This is a genomic window from Ferruginibacter albus (assembly GCF_020042285.1).
Lineage (GTDB): Bacteria > Bacteroidota > Bacteroidia > Chitinophagales > Chitinophagaceae > Ferruginibacter > Ferruginibacter albus.
Window position 1 is genome coordinate 1,621,054 of the sequence record NZ_CP083388.1, and the last position, 21,777, is coordinate 1,642,830.

Here is a 21,777-nt window from a genome sequence, read left to right on the forward strand (position 1 = left end):
CCTACGGTATACTAGTACTCCCTTAGAGCCTTAAAACAATTTAAATCTTCGTACAATGACAAAATGGATAACCATTTTCCTTTTGTTGTGCCAATGTGCTTTTGCGCAGCCGCAGCTTACTGCCTATGTAGCAAATAGCGAAAAACAGAATGGAAATAAAATATTTGCTCCAAACAATGGGGCTTACCGGGCACTGGCTATTCTTCAAAATGAAGACACCGCCACCAGCGATAAAACTATAAGCGCTGAAGACATCAGCAGGTCATTAAAAGAATATAAAAAGGCGTTGGCACTAACACCCAACGATACATTGCTGTTATACCAGATCGGGCATTGTTTTGCTTCAGGCGATACTCCTGAAAAAGACAGCGCTTTAAAGTATTACAACAAAGCAATCGACAAATCAAAAGCGTTTTATGATGCTTATTTAGGCAGAGGATATTTGTATGCATTGCTGTTTGGAAACTTTAGAAAAGCACATAAAGATTTTGATAAGAGCATTGAAATAAAGCCGATGAATCAATACGCTTATTTGTATAGCGGCATGCTTTATTTTAATGAAAGAGATTATCAAAAAGCAAAGGCGATGTACGATAAAGCGATAGCATTATATCCTGATTTTGGCGAAGCGTATTACGAACGTTCCAAAGCATGGTATGAAATAGGCGTGAACACAATGGTTTGCAAAGACCTGGATACCGCATCAAAACTAGGTTTTGCAAAGGCGGAAGAGGATAAGAAGATCTATTGCCAATAAAATTTTAGCAGTAAGAGCCTCTTATTGTAGAAATGGTTCAACTTGTTTATATTCTTCTAACTCGCTACGAATTAATTTGAGCGTTTTCACAAATTCTTTTTTAAAGAGCACAGTGTCCTGCATGATTGGCTGATCATAAATTTCTTTCTCAACCTCATTATTGTGTAACTGAACTTTTGCTATATAATAGCTTTTGATATCTTTTCTATCACCAATACGATAGACACATTTAATGATGGGATCTTTGCTGGGATGGGTGCCAAACAGGTTTTGATTGTACACAAATATGGTAGAGAAAGGAGTAAAAAAGGGAGCTCTTTTGTAGAAATAGCGCTCTACGATTTTGTTTTCTACCAACGATGGATTTGTTGCGGGGTATTCTAAATTATCATAGAAAATAGATATCCCGATTATTAAATAAAAGGCTGTGAAGATCCAGATGAATAGATGAAAAAGAAACTTTTTATACAAACCGATCAATAAAGCAAGTGCAACAGGCACTATAAAAAAACATGAGACAAGCAGGTAAGAATAAAATTTTGTAGATCCTTTATAGCCACCGTTTCCTGCATCATTGATTAAGTATACCTCAAACAGAGCCAGGATTAAAATGCATATGACTGTTATGATCTTTCTTGGTTTCATGATTAAATAAAATATAGGATTAAGATTTATTAATAATTATACAGGTTTCCATGATGGTAGTTCATGTTTTTTAAAATAATGAATAGCGTATATAGCAAATACCATCCAGTAATGTCCGATAAGAATTGATAATGATTATCGCTTTTATGTGATTTGAGAAAGCTACAGAAATATTTTACTCTTTCTAAAAATATAAGAAAGTCTTTTGTATGAACAATGTTATCGAGCTGCATAAAGTTAAGATTGAACTGTCAATGTCGAATTTATAAAATAAAACATAAACAAGTTCAACTATTGCATTGCCGATGAAAGAAATGTGATACTTCGTGCCTCAGGATAAAATCCACGATGATGCCATGAAAAACCAAAGCCTGTACCAAAACTATCCAACATAACATAATATTTTCCTTTACAGGTTAGGGGCGAAAAATCAACTACCTTTGCCGCACGAAAAAAGAGGACACTCACGAATGAAGAACATCAGGAATTTTTGCATCATTGCACATATCGACCACGGAAAAAGTACCCTGGCAGACCGTCTTTTACAAACCACCAATACCATCAGCGAAAGGGATATGCAGGCACAGGTGCTGGATGATATGGATTTGGAGAGAGAAAAAGGCATTACCATAAAAAGCCACGCCATACAAATCAACTATAAAGCAAATGGACAGGAATATATATTGAATTTGATCGATACTCCTGGTCACGTGGATTTCAGCTATGAAGTGAGTCGTGCATTGGCAGCCTGCGAAGGAGCTTTGTTATTGGTAGATGCTACCCAGGGCATACAGGCGCAAACCATTTCCAACCTATACCTCGCTATTGAAAATGACCTGGAAATAATCCCCGTTATCAATAAAATTGATATGGATGGTGCCATGATCCCGGAAGTAAAAGACCAGATCGTGGATCTGATCGGTTGTAAAGAAGAAGAGATATTATTAGCAAGCGGCAAAAGCGGTATCGGGATAGAAGAGATTTTAGAAGCCATTGTAAAAAGAATACCGGCACCGAAAGGCAACCCGGATGCACCGTTACAGGCATTGATATTTGATAGTGTTTTTAATAGCTTTCGCGGAATTATTGTGTATTACCGAATATTGAACGGCTCTTTGAAAAAAGGAGATAAGATCAAATTCTTTGCAACCGACAATGAATACGAAGCAGACGAAGTGGGCATTCTTAAATTAGGATTGGAAGCTAAAAAACAAGTGAACTGCGGCGATGTTGGCTACATTATAACCGGCATTAAAAACGCCAAGGAAGTAAAAGTAGGTGATACGATTACCACAGTTGTCAATCCTGCATCAGACAGAATACAAGGTTTTGAAGAAGTGAAGCCAATGGTATTTGCAGGAATATTTCCTGTAAGTACAGATGAGTTTGAAGAGCTGCGTGATTGCATGGAAAAGTTACAATTAAACGATGCCTCTCTAACATTTGAATTAGAAACTTCGCAGGCATTGGGCTTTGGTTTCCGTTGTGGATTCCTGGGCTTATTGCACATGGAAATCATCCAGGAGCGCTTAGAACGTGAGTTTAATCAAACGGTAATTACAACCGTACCGAACGTTAGCTTTTTAGCAACAACGGTAAAGGGAGAAAAAATTGTAGTAAACAATCCTACACAGATGCCCGATCCAACCAAAATGGAAAAGATCGAAGAGCCTTTTATCAAAGCACAAATAATTACAAAGCCTGAATATATTGGTAACATTATGACGCTTTGCATTGGCAAACGCGGCATTTTAATGAACCAGGGTTATTTAACTACAACCCGTGTTGAACTGATATTTGAAATGCCTTTAACGGAAATAGTTTTCGACTTCTACGATAAATTAAAAGGGCAAACCCGTGGCTATGCATCTTTCGATTATCACCCTTTAGATATGCGTGAAAGCGATATTGTTAGAATGGATATTTTATTGAATGGAGATAAAGTAGATGCCTTAAGCGCATTGATACATCGCAGCAGGGCACAGGACTTTGGAAGAAAGCTTTGCGAAAAGCTGAAAGAATTATTGCCAAAGCAACAATTCCAGATCGCTATACAAGCAGCTATAGGAGCAAAAGTTATAGCCCGTGAAAATATCAGCGCTATGCGTAAAGATGTTACGGCTAAATGTTACGGTGGTGATATCAGTCGTAAACGTAAGCTGCTGGAAAAGCAGAAAGAAGGTAAAAAGCGCATGCGCCAAATTGGTAATGTTGAGGTTCCTCAAGAGGCTTTCTTAGCAGTATTGAAGTTGGATAGTTAAGGTCTTTCACGCAAAGACGTTAAGAACCAACGATATAAAGTTTTCTTAGCGCTTTATTTCTCTTTCATCTTTGCGAGAAATAAAATATCAATTCTTTTTTGTCTTCTTTGTTTCCGACGATGGCATTTGTTCTGTACTATCTTCCGGCGGCAGGTTATGGTTTAATTTAGATTGATCAATATTGCCGGATGGATCATAAATGTTATTTTCAGACGGGGCTTGCCCTTCGGGAGTTACCTGGGTAAAGATCTTGTCAATATAATTCCATTTACCGTTAGCCCATTTAAAGCCTTCATAATCGCCATCAGGAACTAAGGTATATTTTTTTTCAGGCTCACCGGTTTCAGAAATCAGGTGTTCAAAAACGATCATTCCAAGGTCATCATCATAATTCAGTTTTGGAGCACCTTCTCTTTTATATTCCATTATATAACGTGCGGTAGAGTTTTTAACCAATGTTTTTCCCTTTGTAAAATAATCGCCGCCAAAAACAGGTTCACCTTTTTCATTGAAGGTAAGCACTTCAATTATTTTTCTACTGGTGTGAAGATTGCCTTCATCAAAACCTAGCAGCGTATAATAGTTCTTGTTTAAATAAGTGCTTTGAAGAATATGATAATAGATAGCCCCGATCCAGTTTTTATTATCAGTGATCGTATCTGATGCACTTTTAATTGTTGCAGACCTGTCAATTAATGGAAATAATTTTAGTGATCCATCCGGAGTGCGTATTTGAATAGCGCCATGCTGTATCACCAGGTTGGCATTTATATCCAATTGCCAGGTGATAATGCGGAAGCTGCTATCAGGAGCGTATAAACGGGAAATGCTTTGTAAAGAATCAAAGGGGTAGTAGAAGGAGTTATTGGTTTTTAATGCACGTACAAACACTTTGGTGAAAAGACTATCTGCAGAAACACGAGCCGTAACGATCGTATCATTTAATATTCTGTTCGCCAATGATCTTAAAGAATCTTCTTTTTGACGAAGCAACTTTGCATCTGTTTTTGACACGTATTGCGCTAGGCAACTAAGGCAAAGCAGATAACCTAAAAATGTTAATGATAGTTTCTTCATGCAATAAATTTAGCCAATAGCCGGCTGATAGCAACTAACTGCCTATAGTTTTAACGATTGATTGTAACTTATCAAATTACAGATTTAAGTATGTCAATATTAGTTTAGTGTTGCAACGTCAGAAAAACTTATGTCACTATAATCTTTTACAATATTGTAAAGCGTATCTCTTTCCACAGGTCTGCGTTTTACCTGTTTGATTAGGGTAACCAGTTGTTCTGTGCTCATAGCCGGTTTCTGTTCTTCACTGCCTGCCATGGAATATATTTTGGTAGAATCATCAATTGTACCGTCAATATCATTTACACCGAAAGCTAAGCTTAATTGAGCATTATCCCTGCCAAGCATTGGCCAATACGCTTTCAGGTGAGGGAAATTATCTAAATAAATTCTTGCAATTGCATATAAGCGCATGTCTTCTGTAATAGTAGATTCAGGTACATGACTCATTTCATTATCATGATTTCTGAATTTTAGAGGAATGAATGTATTAAAGCCTTTGGTCTTATCCTGCAAATCTCTCAGTCTTCTCATATGATCAATACGGTGTTCGTATTTTTCGACATGTCCATACAACATAGTGGCATTAGTGTGCATTCCTAAATTATGCGCTGTTTCATGGATCTTTAACCAACCCGCTGCATCTACCTTATCGCCTGCTATTTGTTCTCTAATTTCAGGATGAAAGATCTCCGCACCACCGCCGGGTAAACTATCCAATCCAACGCTGTGTAAATATTTCATTCCTTCTTCAGTAGTCATTTTTGCTTTTCGGAACATATAATCCAGTTCAACAGCAGTAAAGGCTTTTATATGCAGATCAGGGCGATGATTTTTTATTTTAGTTATCAGCTCAACAAAATACTCCAGGTTCATTTTTGGATGAACACCGCCAACAATATGCACTTCTGTAATTGGCTTGCCATCATAGCTTTTTACAATGTCCAGCATTTGATCAATGCTTAATTCCCAGCCTTCTTCTTTATGTGCATATAATTTGGAGTACGAACAAAACTTACAACTGAATACGCAAACATTTGTTGGCTCTATATGAAAATTACGATTGAAATAAGTGGTATCTCCGTGTAAACGTTCTCTTATAAAATTAGCCAAAGCACCTACAAAAGATAGATCGCCTTTTTCAAATAGGAGAACACCTTCAGCATCCGTAATACGTTCCTGGTTCTTTACTTTTTCTGCAATTGCTTTCAGGTCTTTGTCCTGCGCAGAGGAAATTAAAATATCAATAGATGAATTCATACTGTAAAGTTACTTAAGCTGTTTTTTTAAAACAAAAGAGGTTGACTTTTATAGCCAACCTCTTTTATAGGTTAAATAAATCTTCAATATTTATATTTTTACTTTCACCACCAACTTCTTTATTGGTCCTTCTCCTAAGTTTGGAATATGTACGTCGTTAGGGTAGAAGATGGCGAATTGTCCTGCTGTTAATTCAAAGAAAGTGTCAGGGGCATCGCTGTAAAAGGTTACATCTTTCTCCGCATTGTATTCACCTTTTGGTGAGACGCATTTCTCTTTTGGCTTCCAGCCGATGGTTTCTTTTCCGGTAGGACAAACCTGTATGTCGATATAATTCTCGTGCGCTTCAAATTTCCCTTCTTCCGGTTTCATGCCGTCTTTTAAAGAAACACCGGCGTGCAGATCCTTGCCGTCAATTTCATATTTGCCAACTTCTAAGGCTTCAAGGTTTAAGCCTTTTATAAATTCAAATGCTTTTGCAAAGCGGGGATGCAGAGAAATGTACTTATCTGCGTTTTGTAATGAATCGATTATCATTTTAGTATAGTTTGTTTTATTGTTTGTTTCATACAAAGGAAAACAACGTAACAACGGCTATTACTTGGAGCACTTTGTATTCTTTGTTTCGTTGTGTGAAATAAATAAAAAAATCCGCCTTGCATTGCAGACGGATTTCATTATTAATTCTTAATTGCTAATTATTAATTATCTCTGTACACGTCCGCTGCCATCACCTTTTACCAGCTCTTTTACGTCGCTTAATGTAGCGTGGTTCAAGTCTCCTGGGATAGTGTGCTTCAATGCAGAAGCAGCAACGCCGAACTCAGCAGCATCCGCCATTTTCATGCCTGTAACCAATCCGTAGATCAAACCGCTGGCAAAGCTATCGCCGCTACCAACACGGTCAACAATACGAACATTGTATTTTTTAGTATGATAGAATTCTGTTCCATCGTACACCAAAGCACTCCAGCCATTGTCGCTTGCGCTATGGCTTTCACGTAATGAAGAAGCGATGAATTTGAATCCTAATTTTTCTTTCATTTGTTTGAACACATCTTTGAAACCATCCAGGTTTAATTCACCTTTGGTAACATCGGTATGTGCCGCTTTAAAGCCTAAGCATAGATCAGCATCTTCTTCGTTACCGATACAAACATCAACAAACTCGCACAAGCCTGTCATTACTACACGGGCTTTTTCTTTTGTCCATAATTTTTTACGGAAGTTCAAATCGATCGAAGTAGTGATGCCTTTTGCTTTAGCAGCTTTTAAAGCAGCCAAGGTTAAAGCCGCCGCTTTATCGCTTAAAGCAGGAGTGATACCTGTTGTATGGAACCAATCAGCGCCATCAAAAATTTCATCCCAGTTAAATTCGCTTGCATCTACTTCTGCAATAGAAGCACCTGCACGGTCGTAAATAACTTGTGATGCTCTCATAGAAGCACCTGTTTCTAAAAAGTAAATACCCAAACGGTCACCGCCACGAGCGATATGTTTTGTATCTACACCATATCTGCGTAAATGATTAATAGCAGACTGACCAATAGCGTTGTTAGGCACTTTTGTTACAAAAGTTCCGTTTTCACCATAGTTACAAATGGCTGCAGCTACGTTAGCTTCACCACCACCATACGTTACATCAAAACTATCCGCTTGTACAAAACGTTCAAAACCGGGAGTAGATAAACGCAACATAATCTCTCCGAGTGTTACTACTTTTTTAGGCATAATCGAAATTATTTGATTTAATATTAAGAGGCGCAAATCTCTACTATATTTGGATAAATTGCAAAGGAAACGCTTGTTATTTCAGTAAAAATCTACGGTAACGTTTGCATAAAAAAAGGCGTATTATTGTATAAGATGCAATAACATTGCTACCCATTTTAATCAAAAATTTGTCATGGAAAAAAAAGACCAATTACTTCAGCTAATTAAAGACCAGGGCGTGTTGCCTTTATACTTCAACAAAGACAAAGAAGTTTCTTTAGATATTTTAAGAGCCTTGTACAATGCAGGCGTTCGTACGGTGGAATACACCAATCGTGGAGAAGCTGCCTTGAATAATTTTAGTGCAATGATAAAACTATGTGCTACTGAATTAAAAGGTATGTACTTAGGTGTTGGTACTATTAAAACTGCACAACAGGCAAAAGCATTTATGGCTGAAGGTGCTGATTATATCATTTCTCCCGGGTTTATTCCAGAAGTAGCGGAAGTTTCCAATCAACATAACATGTTATGGGTACCGGGCTGTATGACTCCGAGCGAAATAATTGCTGCTGAAAATGCAGGTGCAAAGTTTGTAAAATTATTTCCGGGTAATATTTTAGGCCCCGATTTTATGAGCGCTATAAAAGAATTGTTTCCTAACTTAATCTTTATGCCTACCGGCGGTGTAGATACTACAAAAGAAAATATCGGCGCCTGGTTTAAAGCAGGTGTTAGTGCAGTAGGCATGGGCAGTAAATTGATCAGCAAAGGTTTGATGGATGCTAAAGATTATGCTAAGATCGAAAGCCTTACCAAAGAGGTTTTGGAAACGGTTAAATCTGTTAAAGGGTAATTTTATTTCACGCAAAGACGCAAAGTAAATAAGACACTAAGATACTTTGCCTCTTTGCTCCTTAGCGACTTTGCGTGAAACTTTTCTTGAATTATAATAACCACCTAAACTAATAACCAATTAACGATTAAACAACTAAACCAACAACGATTGCAACATGGAAAAAACGATTGGTAAATACAGGTGGACAATAGTTGGCCTGTTATTCTTTTCTACTACTATCAATTACATGGATAGAAATGTAATTGGATTTTTGAAGCAATACTTCTGTTCTAAAGATGGTTTTGGATGGACGCCGTTAGAATTCTCCTACGTTACCACCTTGTTTACTGTTTTCTATGCAACGTTTACATTATTTGCAGGAGCCATCATTGATAGAGTAGGAACCAAGCTGGGCCTAGCTTTTTCATTGATCGGCTGGTCGGTATTTGGTATATTAAACGCATTTGTTGGTAATACAGTTGCATTGCATGTAGCCATAAGAAGTTTATTCGGTGCAGGTGAGGCAGGTAACTTTCCTGCTTCTATTAAAACGGTAGCAGAGTGGTTCCCTAAAAAAGAACGTGCATTGGCAACAGGTATTTTCAATAGTGGTTCTAATGTCGGTGCAATGATCTCTGCTATTTTTGTTCCCTGGTGTTTAACTTTCTTTGGTGGAGATTTAGGATGGAAACTTTCTTTTATTATTACGGGTGCCGTTGGTTTTATTTGGCTGATATTTTGGTTTAAGTTTTATGAAGCACCTTCCAAATGCAAAAAACTATCAAAAGAAGAATACGATTATATTCACAGCGATGATGCAGAAACACATTCTATAGTTGCAGAAGAAGATACGGCAAAAGTTCCCTGGCTTAAATTGCTAGGTTACAAGCAAACCTGGGCTTTCTTTTGGGGTAAGTTTTTAACGGATGGAATCTGGTGGTTCTTTTTATTCTGGACACCGGATTACTTAAAGCAACAATTTAACTTAGACCCTAAAGTACAAGGCTATCTTTACTTTATTATATTGGGTGTTGCCATATTGGGTAGTATTTATGGTGGTAGCATTCCACTGACGTTTATGAACAAGGGTTGGTCTGCCTACAAAGCACGTATGACCGCCATGTTATTAATAGCCTTTGCTCCTTTACTGATTCTATCCACTCAATTCTTTGCCAACGAAGCATTGTTTGGAAGAACTTCTGCTATTATTTTAGCTGTGGTTATTCTTTGCATTTGCGCATCGGCACACCAGGCGTGGAGCGCTAATTTATTTACCACCGTATCGGATATGTTCCCTAAAAAAGCAGTTGGCTCTGTAACCGGTATTGGTGCAGCAGCTGGTGGATTAGGTGGTGCATTGGTGCAACTTTTAGCAGGTTCATTAAATACATATTTCCCTAAAACGGCATATTTAATATTATTCTTTGTCTGTGGATTGGTTTACCTGTTAGCCTGGGCAATTATGAAGTCCTTAGTTCCAAAACACAAGCCTATAACAGATTTGTAAGTCTGATTGAATAAATTTTAAAAGCCCCACTGATATGCAATAGGGCTTTTTTTATAATATTTTAACGATGGCATATATGTTAATTCTTTTATTTTCGGGCAAAATAATTAAACATGAAAAAATTCCTTATCCCCTTAACAGCATTGCTGGTATTTGTTTCCTGTAAAAAAGATAGCAACACTAATCCCCCCGCTTCGGGTGGTAATAACACTATTACAGAAACTGTAAACGGTGTAACTACTGTTCATCATTACGCAAGCGCTATAAATGGACAATCATCCTTTACAGGCAATTATGTTATGAATATCGGATCAGCTGAAAACTTCCCTAATACTATCGAACTAATCATTAGTGATCCGGATAATCCTATTCAGGCTAAAACCTATACTAATACTTCAGGACCTATTCCGTTAAATATTGTTTATCACGAATATTCTTCTGCTTATAACGATAATACCGGTACAGTAACAATAACTTCATTAACTGCTACGCATGTTAAAGGAACTTTTAGTGGAACAGTAACATCCTCTGCAGATACAAAAACACTTACGAATGGTTCTTTTGATGTGGACATCACCCCGTAATTAAAAAGCTAATAAAAAAGCCCCGTTTTTAACGGGGCTTTTTTATTATGATATTGTTCTGTCTAAAACAATCCTTTATCTGCCAACGATTTAAATAATTTTTCTAAAGGAGTAGATGAATTATATAATAGCTGGTATACTGTATTATTGGAAGTAACTGTTACATTCCAATCTGCATCTGCATCACCTTCGGGATGTGTAGCTACAGCGATCTTATCATCGTTCTTATTGTAAATGCTTACTGTATTAATATTGTCTTTTACTGATTGCTTGAATGAACCGATCAGTTCGTCATTATTATAAATGCTATTTGTCTTTATACTTATTTCAGTTGCTTTTGAAGTAGCAGGAGTATTGGTATTTACATTTACCTGGATTGTCTGAGGTTCGTTCAAGAGCGTGCCTTCGTGTGATACAACAAACGCTTTCTCTGCTTTTGGATCTATCTTTTCATCTTTAATAAGATTACCGGCTACGATCTCTTTAGCTACAGCTTTTACTACAGCAAATGAATTGGGGAATATTCTTGCACTATTGGCTGTTTCCGAAAAGGTAACTTGAAAATAGGCGCCTGTATGTGTGCCTCTTTCATAGTAAGGCAGATCTTCTGCCTTTTTCATAGCAAAATAAGCCAATTCCTGTTTTGCCAGGTTTTGCAGGCTAAGGTCGTATCCTAATAAAACTTTGTGTGTTTTAATAAGATAAAAAGCATCTTTTCCATCAACTTTTACCAAGCCGGTATTTTTATCCAGGTCAATATCTTGTGAAAAAGTTTGTTGTATGAATAGAAAGGCAAAAGCAGTTAAAATTGTTTTTAGCATATCGTTTTGGTTTTATACAAATAAAACGTTTTTCACGATATATGGCAATTTTTTTTGCTATAAATATTGTTTAATTGTAGAAGCTATTAAAATAGATTATTTTTTTAGTACTTCCAATGCTTTGAGAACAGCTTCATCTGTAACATTCATTGTTTCAAAAAAACCTTCATTGCGCCATATTTCATGTGCGATATACGATTTTAATTCTTGCTGTAACAATGTTTTTGATTTAGGAGTTATCCAGTTTAAACTAATGGAATCTTTAGCCGCAATGGTTGTGAAGTACGACCAGTCATTGTCAGAGAGCGAGAAGCCTGAAACAAAATCTTGAGACGTTTTGTATTTTTTAAGCGCTTGTTCATTACTCAGATAATAATGATAACCAAAGTTTTCTAGGGTGCCTTTAGTATATAATTTTTTGTCCCATCCATTATAACCTGCTGTATCCATTGAAACAAAAATATCAGGTGTAATGCCGCCGCCGCCATATACTTTTCTTCCACCAACTGTTTTAAATAGTTTAGTAGTGTCATTTTTTATCGAGTCAGCAGTTAAGGTTTCTCCATCAGTAAAACGATGATTGATCTCATCAAAATAAGCTTTGCGTCCATTCGTATAAGGGCGTTGAATGCTTCTGCCGACCGGCGTAAAATATCTTGCCACTGTTAAACGTAAAGCGCTGCCATCACTTAGATCATATTGTTCCTGCACCAATCCTTTGCCGAATGTTCTTCTGCCGATAATAGTAGCTCTGTCCCAATCCTGCAATGCGCCAATCAATACTTCGCTGGCGCTGGCAGTACCTTCGTCTGCCAATACAACCAAAGAACCTGTTTCAAACAAACCGGGTCGTTTACAACGATATTCTTTTTTTGGAAAATGGGAGCCTTCCGTGTAAGTAATTAATTTATCTCCATCTAAAAACTCATCAGCAATTTCAACAGCCTGGTCTAATACGCCACCGCCATTATCACGTAAATCGAGGATGAGTTTTTTCAACCCTTTCTTTTGAAGTCCTTCCATTGTTTGCATAAACTCGCGGTAACATACTTCCGTAAACTTACCCAGTTTAATATACCCGATGCTGTCTTGTATCATATACGCAGCATCAATACTGTTCATTGCTATCATTCCACGGGTAATGGTAATGACTTGTTTTTGCGAATCTCTGAATACAGTTACTTTGATATCCGAATCTTTTTGTCCATGTAATAATTTTCGTATGGCATCTTCAGAAATTTTCACGCCAGCGATCCCCGTGTTGTTTACAGCCAGAAATTTATCGCCAATTTTAATACCTGCTTTTGCTGCGGGACCATCCGGCAAAACTGTTAATACATTCAGCGTATCATCTATGATGGAAAACTCAATACCAACGCCAAAAAAAGAGCCGGCTATATCATTGTTTATATCTTCCACTTCAGAAGCCGGAATATAAGCAGAGTGGGGGTCAAGGCTTTTTAAAATAATATCAATAGCAGTATCAGAAAGCTTATTAACGTTTATCGTATCAACATATTTGTTTTCTATAAGATTTAAAACTTCCTGCAAAGGATCTCGCTTATCTATCGAAAAAAAACTTTTGCCCGGCATTGCCTCCTTTAATCGAAAACCTATAAAAATTCCTGCTACCATGGCAAGGCTGAAAAGCAGTGGTGTCCAAACCTGTAACTTTTTATTCATACGTTCACTTAATGGTGCAAAATAAATGAATTATGATAGAAGCCTTTCATAATTTTCCACCAATGGTTCTATAGCAGTAGAATATCTACTAATAAAGGATATATGAACTGCATTTTTATTAACTTCAATGCATAATTACAATAATTCAATATTTATGGCAATACGATTAATAGCAGACAGTGGCTCTACTAAAACAGACTGGTGTTTGATAGATGGTAAAAAGAAAAAGCGTTTTGTTACGCAAGGTTTGAGTCCTTACTTTCTTTCTTCGGAACAAATAGAAGAGATTCTGCAAAAAGAATTAAAGGGAAAGATGAAACAAGTTGCGCCGGCCGAAGTATTTTTTTATGGTACAGGTTGCAGCAATCCGGCAAATGTAAAGCTGATAAAAAAAGCGATACAGGCAGTTTTTCCTAAAGCCAAAATAATCGTTGATCATGACCTGATCGCAGCTGCAAAAGCTTTGTGTGGCGATAAAAAAGGTATTGTTTGCATTTTAGGAACCGGTTCTAACTCCTGTTATTATAATGGAAAGAAGATCGTAAAAAACAGTCCGGGCCTGGGTTTTATTTTGGGTGATGAAGGAAGCGGATCTTATCTCGGTAAAAAAGTTATTCAACATTATTTATACAATACGTTCGATCCTGATCTGATGGATCGTTTTAATGCAAAATTTAATACAGATGCCATTCAGATATTAGATGCGGTTTATAAGCAGCCGTTGCCCAATCGTTATCTCGCAGCATTTACTATTTTTTTAGCAGAGAATCGTGGGCATTATATGATTGAAAATATCATTGAAGATGGCTTTAATGATTTCTTCTTTAACCATTTATATAAATTCAGGGAAACATGGTCGTTGCCCATTCATTTTGTTGGAAGTGTTGCGTACGGATTTAAAGATGTTTTGAAAGAAATGTGCAGCACGTATGAATTGCAGTTAGGGAAAGTAATGCAAAATCCAATGGAAGGACTAATTCAATATCACAGTTAAATTGCCAGCAAATTTAAAATTCCTGCTTATTGTAGATTACCGAATTGTTAAAAAGCAACAGTGATGGGTCAAATAATTTAAACTGCTTGTTTGTTTTACAAGGTTTGCCTAATTTTAATTACAATAAAATTACTACTATGAATTGCAGATTTTTACTTTCTACATTACTGGTTTCTTCTTCGCTTTTTTCCTTTGCACAATATGGCGCTAAAACATTTGCAATTACAGGAAATACGAATGGAGATTTTAACTGGAAAAATATTCGCCAGGTTGATATTGCTACCGGAAAAGTGATCAAAGATGTTTTTTCCACAGCTGCTATCGGCGGTGTGCCGGATTACGTAGCAGCTTCTGCTTATGATGCAGGTTCTAACAAAATATTTTACTCTACTTTGCACAGCGGGCAATTAGGGTGGTTCGATCTTGATAAGGGTAATTCAAGCGTAACTTTAAATCGTTTTCTAACAGTTGCCAATCCAACAGACGAGTCACTGAACATTACAAGAATGTGTATCAATGCTGATGGAAACGGATATGCATTAACCAACGATGGCTCTCATTTGTACCAATTCAATACAAGTGGAATCGTCCTGGTAAAAGACCTGGGAACATTGATAGATGCAGATGCTAATAAATCATTGTCTGTACATAATAAATGTACCAGTTGGGGGGGAGATATGATTGCAGATGCTTTCGGAAAATTATACATCATTACTGCTACCCACAATGTATTTAAAGTAGATGTTGAAACACGAGTAGCAACCTTCATCGGTGCTATTACAGGTTTGCCCGGAACATATTCAACCAATGGCGCAGCAGTAGATGATAACGGAGATATCGTCGTAAACAGTTCGTTAAGTAAAGAAGGTTCGTACAAAGTAGTATTATCAACTTTGGCAGCAACCAAGATACAGAATTCTGAAAGCGGTGTGAGCGTTTCTGACCTGGCAAACAGCAATTTGCTTTTGCAAAAAGAAGCAGATGCAGCAAGAGGTTTGGGGAAAATCTCTTCCTCAGTAGCATCTGTAAAAACGGGTAACGGTCATGTGTATCCCAATCCTGTAACCAATAAAAAGATCACTGTTTCTTTTGATGGTGTAAAAGCAGGTACTTATGTTATTAAAATAACAGACTTAACCGGCAAGCCTATCTTGAGCCGATCAGTAGTAGTAAATACGGCAGGTCAAACAGGTGATATTGCGCTGCCTTTGCAAATTGCATCGGGTATGTATTTGATCAAAGCAGAAGGAGCAGACAAGCAATCAGTATTTACAGATAAGATACTTGTTAAATAAACGTATTCGCTTATTACAACAAAAGGCTACTTTATTAAGTAGCCTTTTTGTTTTTATATATAAATAAACAATTGATCAATTATATCCCGACCAGATAATTCCTGAAGGCATCCAACGAAGGTCGTTAACAGTTTTTACAACGCCGTCGCTTACGATGGTATATTCAATGGCTAACGTAACAATGGTTATATCACCTTTTTTTGCTGCAAAAGGTATTTGTATTTGGCGGGCAGTAGTTAGATCATCTTTAGTTGAAAATTCAGCAATAGCTAAAGCTCTTTCATTTTTTCTTCCTTCCTCTATGTTATAGCTGGTGGTTAGTATCTTAAATGTTATTGATTGTGCATTGATCGGCGCCAATATATCCTTTGCCGGATTAAAGGCTTCCAACGAAACCTGCAGCTTGTTATCATGATTTCTGTTTACAGCAATAAGCGCTTTTCCCATTTCATTTAACGTAAATGCTTCATTGAATTGAAAGCCTGTTAAAAAGGGTATGTTATCTACCGGTAATGTATTTTGTAAAGGATTGGTAAGCAGCCATTGATATAATGCAATATCCAGCGCTTGCCTTGTTTCTTTATTATTAGGATCAGGTAGAACCTCGCTTGACAGCTCCCATAAATTTTTGCCTGTTTTTTTAGAGGTGCCAAATGCTGTAGAATAAGGCTTTGCTGTATTAAGAGCAACTCCCTGTAAAGTCGGACCGCCATCCCTGTTCCATGTCTTAACCGCTTGGTTTATCATAGTGGTAGATTTATCATTTAAAACGGGAAAGTACTCGATTTTATTGCCCAATTTCTTGTTATTTGTCAAATAAAATCCTGTTTTGCGCCTATGTTCAGGCTTTTTAGGCTGATTTGTAGATATTGCCTTCGGAAATTACGGTGCAGTTTGTGCATGAAATATTTTGGAATAATTTTACGTCTAAACTTTAAATACAAGGATTTTGCAGGACATAGAACCCTTTTACAATTGGCGACATTTATACATATCAGAAGAAGACGAGCGATCGCCTTTTTATGGGCAAGAGTATAGTGAATTTGAGTTTTCTCAAACTATTTACAATTATTATATACATCCTCAATGGGATGATTTCGGCAGCCGCACTTTGTATATGAAAATATTGTTTGCTGATTATGAACAGGGCTATACCATCATAGAATTGATCGGAGAATGGAATGATGCAATTGAGAACGATATTATGACCATTCGTCGTAATATAACAGATCAATTGTATGGATATGGCATCAGTAAGTTTATATTAATAGCAGAAAACGTACTGAATTTTCATAGCAGCGATGATAGTTATTATGAAGATTGGCAACAGGAAGTTGCTGAAAAGGGCGGTTGGATTGTGATCGTTAATATGCCCGAGCAAAGCAAGTACGATTTTGTAAAGGCCCGTCTCACCAATTATATTTCATTAATGGATGTTCCTCAATGGCGTACTATGAAGCCTGACCTGCTTTTTCAACAGATCGATAATTGGATGTTGAAATATCTTGAATAAGGTAGAACACTCATTAGATATGATATTTATGATCTACGCTGATTATTTTTAATTTCAATCATAAAAATCAGTGTTCTGTCAATCGCAAACGATTGCACAATAATTTGACAATTAACTGACAAAAACCCTCATTAAACTTTTTTTTTCGCTGTTGCAACGTAACTTTGCGCATCAAAATCATACACCAACTCTTGCTTTTATGACCTGGAAACATTTCTTTTCTTCTTCCATCGGCAAAAAAATCATAATGGGATTTACGGGGCTTTGCCTTATCGGCTTTTTGATTGTGCATTGCGCCATTAATTCCATGATTTTTTTCAATGATAACGGTGAAACCTTTAATCACTGGGCGCATTTTATGGGTACCAACCTCATTGTGCGTACAATGGAAATTGGTTTGTTTGCAGGCTTGTTGCTGCATATTGTACAAGGCTTGATCTTGTGGGGGCAAAACAGCAAAGCTCGTCCTGTTAAATATGCTATGAATGATGCAAATAGTAACAGTAAATGGTACAGTCGTAGCATGGGTTTGTTGGGAACTTTATTACTATTATTCCTTATTATTCACTTATATCATTTCTGGACTCCTTCGCGTTTTGGCGGTATGATGGGAGTTCATTCATTAGAAGAAACTTCTTTAACGGATTATGAAGGGCAATCGGTACATAATTTATATCGTGAAATGCAATTAGTGTTTTCTCAATTGTGGGTGGTGATCGTGTATATATTAGGTGTGATCGCATTGGCATGGCATTTACTGCACGGCTTTCAAAGTGCTTTTCAAACTTTTGGGATTAATCATAAAAGATGGACTCCGATCATTAAAGGTGTTGGAGCTGCTTTTTCTTTTATCGTTCCATTGTTATTTGCATTAATGCCTTTGGCGATGTACCTGGGTTGGGTAAATTAAGATGAATAAGGGTATGCTGTAAAAGAGAGTGACACAACGGTGATGAGTAAACGCAGTATGCCGGTACAAAAAATAATTATATTAAAAATCGAATTGAACAGATAACAAATAAACCTGTATGTTAGATTCAAAAATTCCTGCCGGACAATTAAGCGAAAAATGGACAGACTATAAAGGTCATTGCAAATTGGTGAACCCTGCCAATAAACGCAAAATGGAAGTGATTGTAATTGGTACAGGATTAGCCGGAGCCAGTGCTGCTGCGTCTTTAGGAGAATTAGGTTACCAGGTAAAAGCTTTTTGCTTCCAGGATTCACCTCGTCGTGCGCATTCTATTGCGGCGCAAGGAGGTATCAATGCAGCCAAGAATTATCAGAACGATGGCGACAGTGTTTTCCGTTTGTTTTACGATACGATTAAAGGTGGTGATTACAGAGCCCGTGAAGCTAATGTACATCGCTTAGCAGAAGTAAGTGTAAATATCATCGACCAATGTGTAGCACAAGGTGTTCCCTTTGCTCGTGAATATGGAGGCTTATTAAATAACCGTTCATTTGGTGGAACACAGGTTAAACGTACATTTTATGCTGCCGGACAAACCGGTCAGCAATTATTGATAGGAGCATACCAGGCATTGGAAAGACAAGTAGCATTAGGTAATGTAAAGATGTATAGCCGTCATGAAATGCTGGAAATAGTAAAGATCGACGGTAAAGCTCGTGGTATTATAGCCAGAGATTTGATTACGGGAAAATTAGAACGTCATTTCGGGTATGCGGTACTGCTATGTACCGGTGGTTATGGGAATGTGTTCTATCTTTCTACCAATGCAATGGGAAGCAATGTAACGGCTGCATGGAAAGCGCACAAGCAAGGTGCTTATTTTGGTAACCCTTGTTTTACTCAAATTCATCCTACCTGTATTCCTGTGAGCGGCGATCATCAAAGTAAATTAACCTTGATGAGTGAATCGTTGCGTAATGACGGACGTATATGGGTTCCTAAGCAAAAGAACGATCCTCGCAAAGCAAATGATATCCCTGAAGAAGAAAGAGATTATTATTTAGAGAGAAGATACCCTGCGTTTGGTAACCTTGTTCCTCGTGACGTGGCGTCCCGTGCGGCTAAAGAAAGATGTGATGCAGGTTATGGAGTAGGTACAACAAAGCAAGCGGTTTATCTGGATTTCAAATACAATCTGATTAACAAATACGGTAAAACAGAAGCCAATAAACAAGGTATCGAAAATCCGGATATGGAAACGTTGATACGCTTAGGTAAAGAAGTGGTGAAAGAAGAATATGGCAACCTGTTTGATATGTACGAAAAGATCACCGGTGAAAATCCATACGAAGTGCCGATGAGGATCTATCCTGCGGTGCATTATACGATGGGGGGCTTATGGGTTAATTACGAATTGCAAACAAGTGTAACAGGTTTGTATGCACTGGGAGAAGCTAACTTTAGCGACCACGGTGCCAACCGTTTAGGTGCATCTGCCTTAATGCAAGGTTTGGCAGATGGTTACTTTGTTATTCCTTATACATTGGGTAATTATTTGGCTGATGAAATTTATAATAAACCAATTTCAACTGACAACGAAGCATTTGCTGTTGCCGAAAGATCAGTAAGCGAACGTATCGAAAAGTTAATGGGCATTAAAGGAAATACCAGCGTTGAAAGTTTTCATAAGAAATTAGGAAAGATCATGTGGGAAAAATGCGGTATGGCTCGTAATGCACAAGGTTTAACAGAAGCGATCGCTGAAATTCAACAATTGAAAAAAGAATTTTGGAGCAATGTGAAAATTCCGGGTGATATAAATGAATTTAATCCTGAATTGGATAAAGCAGGTCGTGTGGCTGATTTTATTGAATTAGGAGAATTGATGTGTAAAGATGCATTGCAAAGAAATGAAAGCTGTGGCGGTCATTTCAGAGAAGAATCACAAACGGAAGAAGGCGAGGCAATGCGTCATGACGATCAGTTCATGTATGTATCGGCATGGGAATATAAAGCAGACAGCGAATGGGAATTGCATAAAGAAGAATTAAAGTACGATGTGATCAAACCATCGCAACGTAACTATAAATAAAATGAAAGTAAGCGGATTCAGCTTTGTAAAAAATGCGGTGAAATATAGTTATCCCGTTGTTGAATCCATACAATCGATATTGCCGCTGGTAGATGAGTTTGTGATCTGTTTGGGCAATTCGGATGATAACACCAATGAATTGATAGCATCTATCCATTCAGACAAAATAAAGATCATTCATTCCGTTTGGGACGATAGTTTACGAGAAGGTGGAAAGGTGCTGGCGGTGGAAACAAATAAAGCATTAGATGCAACAGCCGCAGATTCAGATTGGCTCTTTTACATACAGGCAGATGAAGTAGTGCATGAAAAATATCACCCGGTTATTTTGGAAGCAATGAAAAAATACAAGGATGATAAAAGGATAGAAGGGTTGTTATTTCATTATACTCATTTTTTTGGCAGCTACAGGTATATTGGCGATGGAAGAAAATGGTACACCAAAGAAATTCGTGTTATAAGAAATGATAAACATATCCGTTCTTATAAAGATGCACAGGGTTTTCGGTTCAATGATGATCGGAAATTAAATGTAAAGCTGATCAATGCTTATATATATCATTACGGCTGGGTAAAAGATCCGGCAACGATGATGAAAAAAGTAATTAATTCAGGTAATCTATATCATTCGGAAGAATTCCAGGAAAAGTGGCAAAAGGAAATAGCAACGCCTGATAATAAATTTGACTATTCGAAAGTAGATAGTGTGATGGAGTTTACGGAAACACATCCTGCAGTAATGCAGAAAAGAGTGAGTGCAGAGAATTGGGATTTTGTGACCGATAGTAAAAAGAAAAATTTTAAAAGCCTAAAACATAAAGTGCTGTATTTTTTATGGCAAACATTTGGTTGGCGACCTTTTGAATACAGAAATTATAAAAAGATTTAGAAATAAAGAAGATCGATTATGGAACATTACAACATGAATCTCACATTAAAAGTTTGGCGTCAAAAAAACGGCAAAGACAATGGTGGTTTTGAAACATACCAGGTAAAGGATATTTCTTCTGAAATGTCGTTCCTGGAAATGTTTGACGTTTTGAACGAAACCTTGATTCATGAAGGCAAAGACCCGATCGCTTTCGATCATGATTGTCGCGAAGGTATTTGCGGTATGTGCAGCATGTACATTAACGGTAAAGCACACGGACCATGGGCTCAAAATACGACCTGTCAATTGCACATGCGTGCATTTAAAGATGGCGATACCATTGTAGTAGAACCTTGGCGCAGTGTAGCTTTCCCTGTGATCAAAGATCTGGTAGTTGACAGAACATCCTTCGATAGAATTATACAAGCCGGCGGATATATATCGGTAAATACGGGTAATGCACAGGACGCAAACTGCTTGCCTGTAGAAAAGGAAAAGGCAGATGCAGCATTTGCAGCAGCAGCATGTATTGGTTGCGGTGCTTGTGTGGCAGCTTGTCCAAACAGCAGTGCCATGTTATTTGTAAGTGCTAAAATTTCTCACCTGGCATTATTGCCACAAGGTGCTCCGGAAAGAAAAGAAAGAGCATTAAATATGGTTGCTCAAATGGATAAAGAAAGTTTTGGTAACTGCTCTAACACCTATGCCTGCGAAGCAGAATGCCCTAAAGGAATTTCTGTGACCAATATTGCAAGAATGAATCGTGAGTATTTGGCAGCTGAATTGAAAAGCAACGATTAAAGATTTTTTAAAATAATAGTTGAAACCCTTCGCAGTGCGGAGGGTTTTGTTTTTGTGGTCAGGATTGCCATTTCAACTAAGCGTTTTGTTATTTTAATCCTCATACACCGGGACTCACTTCTACCGCATATCTTTGTGCAGCAATAACTGCC

General features: G+C 37.4%; 20 protein-coding genes. 12 read left to right on the plus strand and 8 right to left on the minus strand.

Features of this window, described 5'->3' with window-relative positions; genetic code table 11:
- Nucleotides 1-55 precede the first annotated feature (55 nt).
- Complete coding sequence (locus K9M53_RS07280; protein WP_224018970.1) at nucleotides 56-757, plus strand: tetratricopeptide repeat protein; 702 nt, start codon at nucleotides 56-58, stop codon at nucleotides 755-757.
- A gap of 21 nt (nucleotides 758-778) precedes the next feature.
- Here the strand turns inward: K9M53_RS07280 and K9M53_RS07285 are convergent, their stop codons facing one another.
- Nucleotides 779-1,402: a hypothetical protein gene (locus K9M53_RS07285; RefSeq protein WP_224018971.1), complete on the minus strand. Its 624-nt coding sequence runs from the start codon at nucleotides 1,400-1,402 to the stop codon at nucleotides 779-781.
- Nucleotides 1,403-1,872: 470 nt separating this feature from the next.
- Here K9M53_RS07285 and lepA point away from each other — a divergent pair, with 470 nt between their 5' ends.
- A complete protein-coding gene (gene lepA / locus K9M53_RS07290) occupies nucleotides 1,873-3,663 on the plus strand; it encodes a translation elongation factor 4 (RefSeq protein WP_224018972.1) in 1,791 nt (596 codons plus the stop codon).
- A gap of 87 nt (nucleotides 3,664-3,750) precedes the next feature.
- On the opposite strand, the gene K9M53_RS07295 is transcribed toward lepA, so the two are convergent.
- From K9M53_RS07295 to K9M53_RS07310, 4 genes are all read right to left on the minus strand, one after another.
- Complete coding sequence (locus tag K9M53_RS07295) at nucleotides 3,751-4,740, minus strand: hypothetical protein (RefSeq protein WP_224018973.1); 990 nt, start codon at nucleotides 4,738-4,740, stop codon at nucleotides 3,751-3,753.
- 99 nt (nucleotides 4,741-4,839) lie between these two features.
- Entirely contained in the window at nucleotides 4,840-6,000 is a 1,161-nt protein-coding gene (gene mqnE / locus K9M53_RS07300; RefSeq protein ID WP_224018974.1) for an aminofutalosine synthase MqnE, read from the minus strand.
- 90 nt (nucleotides 6,001-6,090) lie between these two features.
- Nucleotides 6,091-6,537: a YhcH/YjgK/YiaL family protein gene (locus K9M53_RS07305; RefSeq protein WP_224018975.1), complete on the minus strand. Its 447-nt coding sequence runs from the start codon at nucleotides 6,535-6,537 to the stop codon at nucleotides 6,091-6,093.
- A gap of 168 nt (nucleotides 6,538-6,705) precedes the next feature.
- A complete protein-coding gene (locus tag K9M53_RS07310; RefSeq protein WP_224018976.1) occupies nucleotides 6,706-7,731 on the minus strand; it encodes a sugar kinase in 1,026 nt (341 codons plus the stop codon).
- 175 nt (nucleotides 7,732-7,906) lie between these two features.
- On the opposite strand from K9M53_RS07310, the gene K9M53_RS07315 reads away from it, so the two are divergent.
- The 3 genes from K9M53_RS07315 to K9M53_RS07325 all read left to right on the plus strand — a co-directional run bounded on the left by K9M53_RS07315 (nucleotide 7,907) and on the right by K9M53_RS07325 (nucleotide 10,642).
- Complete coding sequence (locus K9M53_RS07315) at nucleotides 7,907-8,569, plus strand: bifunctional 4-hydroxy-2-oxoglutarate aldolase/2-dehydro-3-deoxy-phosphogluconate aldolase (protein WP_224018977.1); 663 nt, start codon at nucleotides 7,907-7,909, stop codon at nucleotides 8,567-8,569.
- 157 nt (nucleotides 8,570-8,726) lie between these two features.
- Nucleotides 8,727-10,058: an MFS transporter gene (locus K9M53_RS07320; RefSeq protein ID WP_224018978.1), complete on the plus strand. Its 1,332-nt coding sequence runs from the start codon at nucleotides 8,727-8,729 to the stop codon at nucleotides 10,056-10,058.
- Nucleotides 10,059-10,171: 113 nt separating this feature from the next.
- Nucleotides 10,172-10,642, plus strand: coding sequence for a hypothetical protein (locus K9M53_RS07325; RefSeq protein ID WP_224018979.1), 471 nt, complete (start codon nucleotides 10,172-10,174; stop codon nucleotides 10,640-10,642).
- Nucleotides 10,643-10,704: 62 nt separating this feature from the next.
- Here K9M53_RS07325 and K9M53_RS07330 read toward each other — a convergent pair whose 3' ends face one another.
- Together K9M53_RS07330 and K9M53_RS07335 are read right to left on the minus strand one after the other, a co-directional pair.
- Complete coding sequence (locus K9M53_RS07330; protein ID WP_224018980.1) at nucleotides 10,705-11,463, minus strand: hypothetical protein; 759 nt, start codon at nucleotides 11,461-11,463, stop codon at nucleotides 10,705-10,707.
- A 96-nt stretch (nucleotides 11,464-11,559) separates the two neighbouring features.
- A complete protein-coding gene (locus tag K9M53_RS07335) occupies nucleotides 11,560-13,146 on the minus strand; it encodes a S41 family peptidase (RefSeq protein WP_224018981.1) in 1,587 nt (528 codons plus the stop codon).
- A gap of 154 nt (nucleotides 13,147-13,300) precedes the next feature.
- Here K9M53_RS07335 and K9M53_RS07340 point away from each other — a divergent pair, with 154 nt between their 5' ends.
- Both K9M53_RS07340 and K9M53_RS07345 read left to right on the plus strand, forming a co-directional pair.
- Nucleotides 13,301-14,140: an acetate and sugar kinases/Hsc70/actin family protein gene (locus K9M53_RS07340; RefSeq protein ID WP_224018982.1), complete on the plus strand. Its 840-nt coding sequence runs from the start codon at nucleotides 13,301-13,303 to the stop codon at nucleotides 14,138-14,140.
- 137 nt (nucleotides 14,141-14,277) lie between these two features.
- Complete coding sequence (locus K9M53_RS07345) at nucleotides 14,278-15,435, plus strand: T9SS type A sorting domain-containing protein (protein ID WP_224018983.1); 1,158 nt, start codon at nucleotides 14,278-14,280, stop codon at nucleotides 15,433-15,435.
- A gap of 75 nt (nucleotides 15,436-15,510) precedes the next feature.
- Here the strand turns inward: K9M53_RS07345 and K9M53_RS07350 are convergent, their stop codons facing one another.
- Entirely contained in the window at nucleotides 15,511-16,182 is a 672-nt protein-coding gene (locus K9M53_RS07350; protein ID WP_224018984.1) for a hypothetical protein, read from the minus strand.
- Nucleotides 16,183-16,384: 202 nt separating this feature from the next.
- On the opposite strand from K9M53_RS07350, the gene K9M53_RS07355 reads away from it, so the two are divergent.
- The 5 genes from K9M53_RS07355 (at nucleotide 16,385) to K9M53_RS07375 (ending at nucleotide 21,625) form a co-directional block, all read left to right on the plus strand.
- Nucleotides 16,385-16,948, plus strand: coding sequence for a hypothetical protein (locus tag K9M53_RS07355; RefSeq protein ID WP_224018985.1), 564 nt, complete (start codon nucleotides 16,385-16,387; stop codon nucleotides 16,946-16,948).
- A gap of 199 nt (nucleotides 16,949-17,147) precedes the next feature.
- Entirely contained in the window at nucleotides 17,148-17,858 is a 711-nt protein-coding gene (locus K9M53_RS07360) for a succinate dehydrogenase cytochrome b subunit (protein WP_224018986.1), read from the plus strand.
- 118 nt (nucleotides 17,859-17,976) lie between these two features.
- Nucleotides 17,977-19,953: a fumarate reductase/succinate dehydrogenase flavoprotein subunit gene (locus tag K9M53_RS07365; protein ID WP_224018987.1), complete on the plus strand. Its 1,977-nt coding sequence runs from the start codon at nucleotides 17,977-17,979 to the stop codon at nucleotides 19,951-19,953.
- A 1-nt stretch (nucleotide 19,954) separates the two neighbouring features.
- Nucleotides 19,955-20,842 (plus strand): glycosyltransferase family protein, encoded by an 888-nt coding sequence (locus K9M53_RS07370; RefSeq protein WP_224018988.1) that lies wholly within the window; start codon nucleotides 19,955-19,957, stop codon nucleotides 20,840-20,842.
- An 18-nt stretch (nucleotides 20,843-20,860) separates the two neighbouring features.
- Nucleotides 20,861-21,625: a succinate dehydrogenase/fumarate reductase iron-sulfur subunit gene (locus K9M53_RS07375; RefSeq protein WP_224018989.1), complete on the plus strand. Its 765-nt coding sequence runs from the start codon at nucleotides 20,861-20,863 to the stop codon at nucleotides 21,623-21,625.
- Nucleotides 21,626-21,777: the final 152 nt, after the last annotated feature.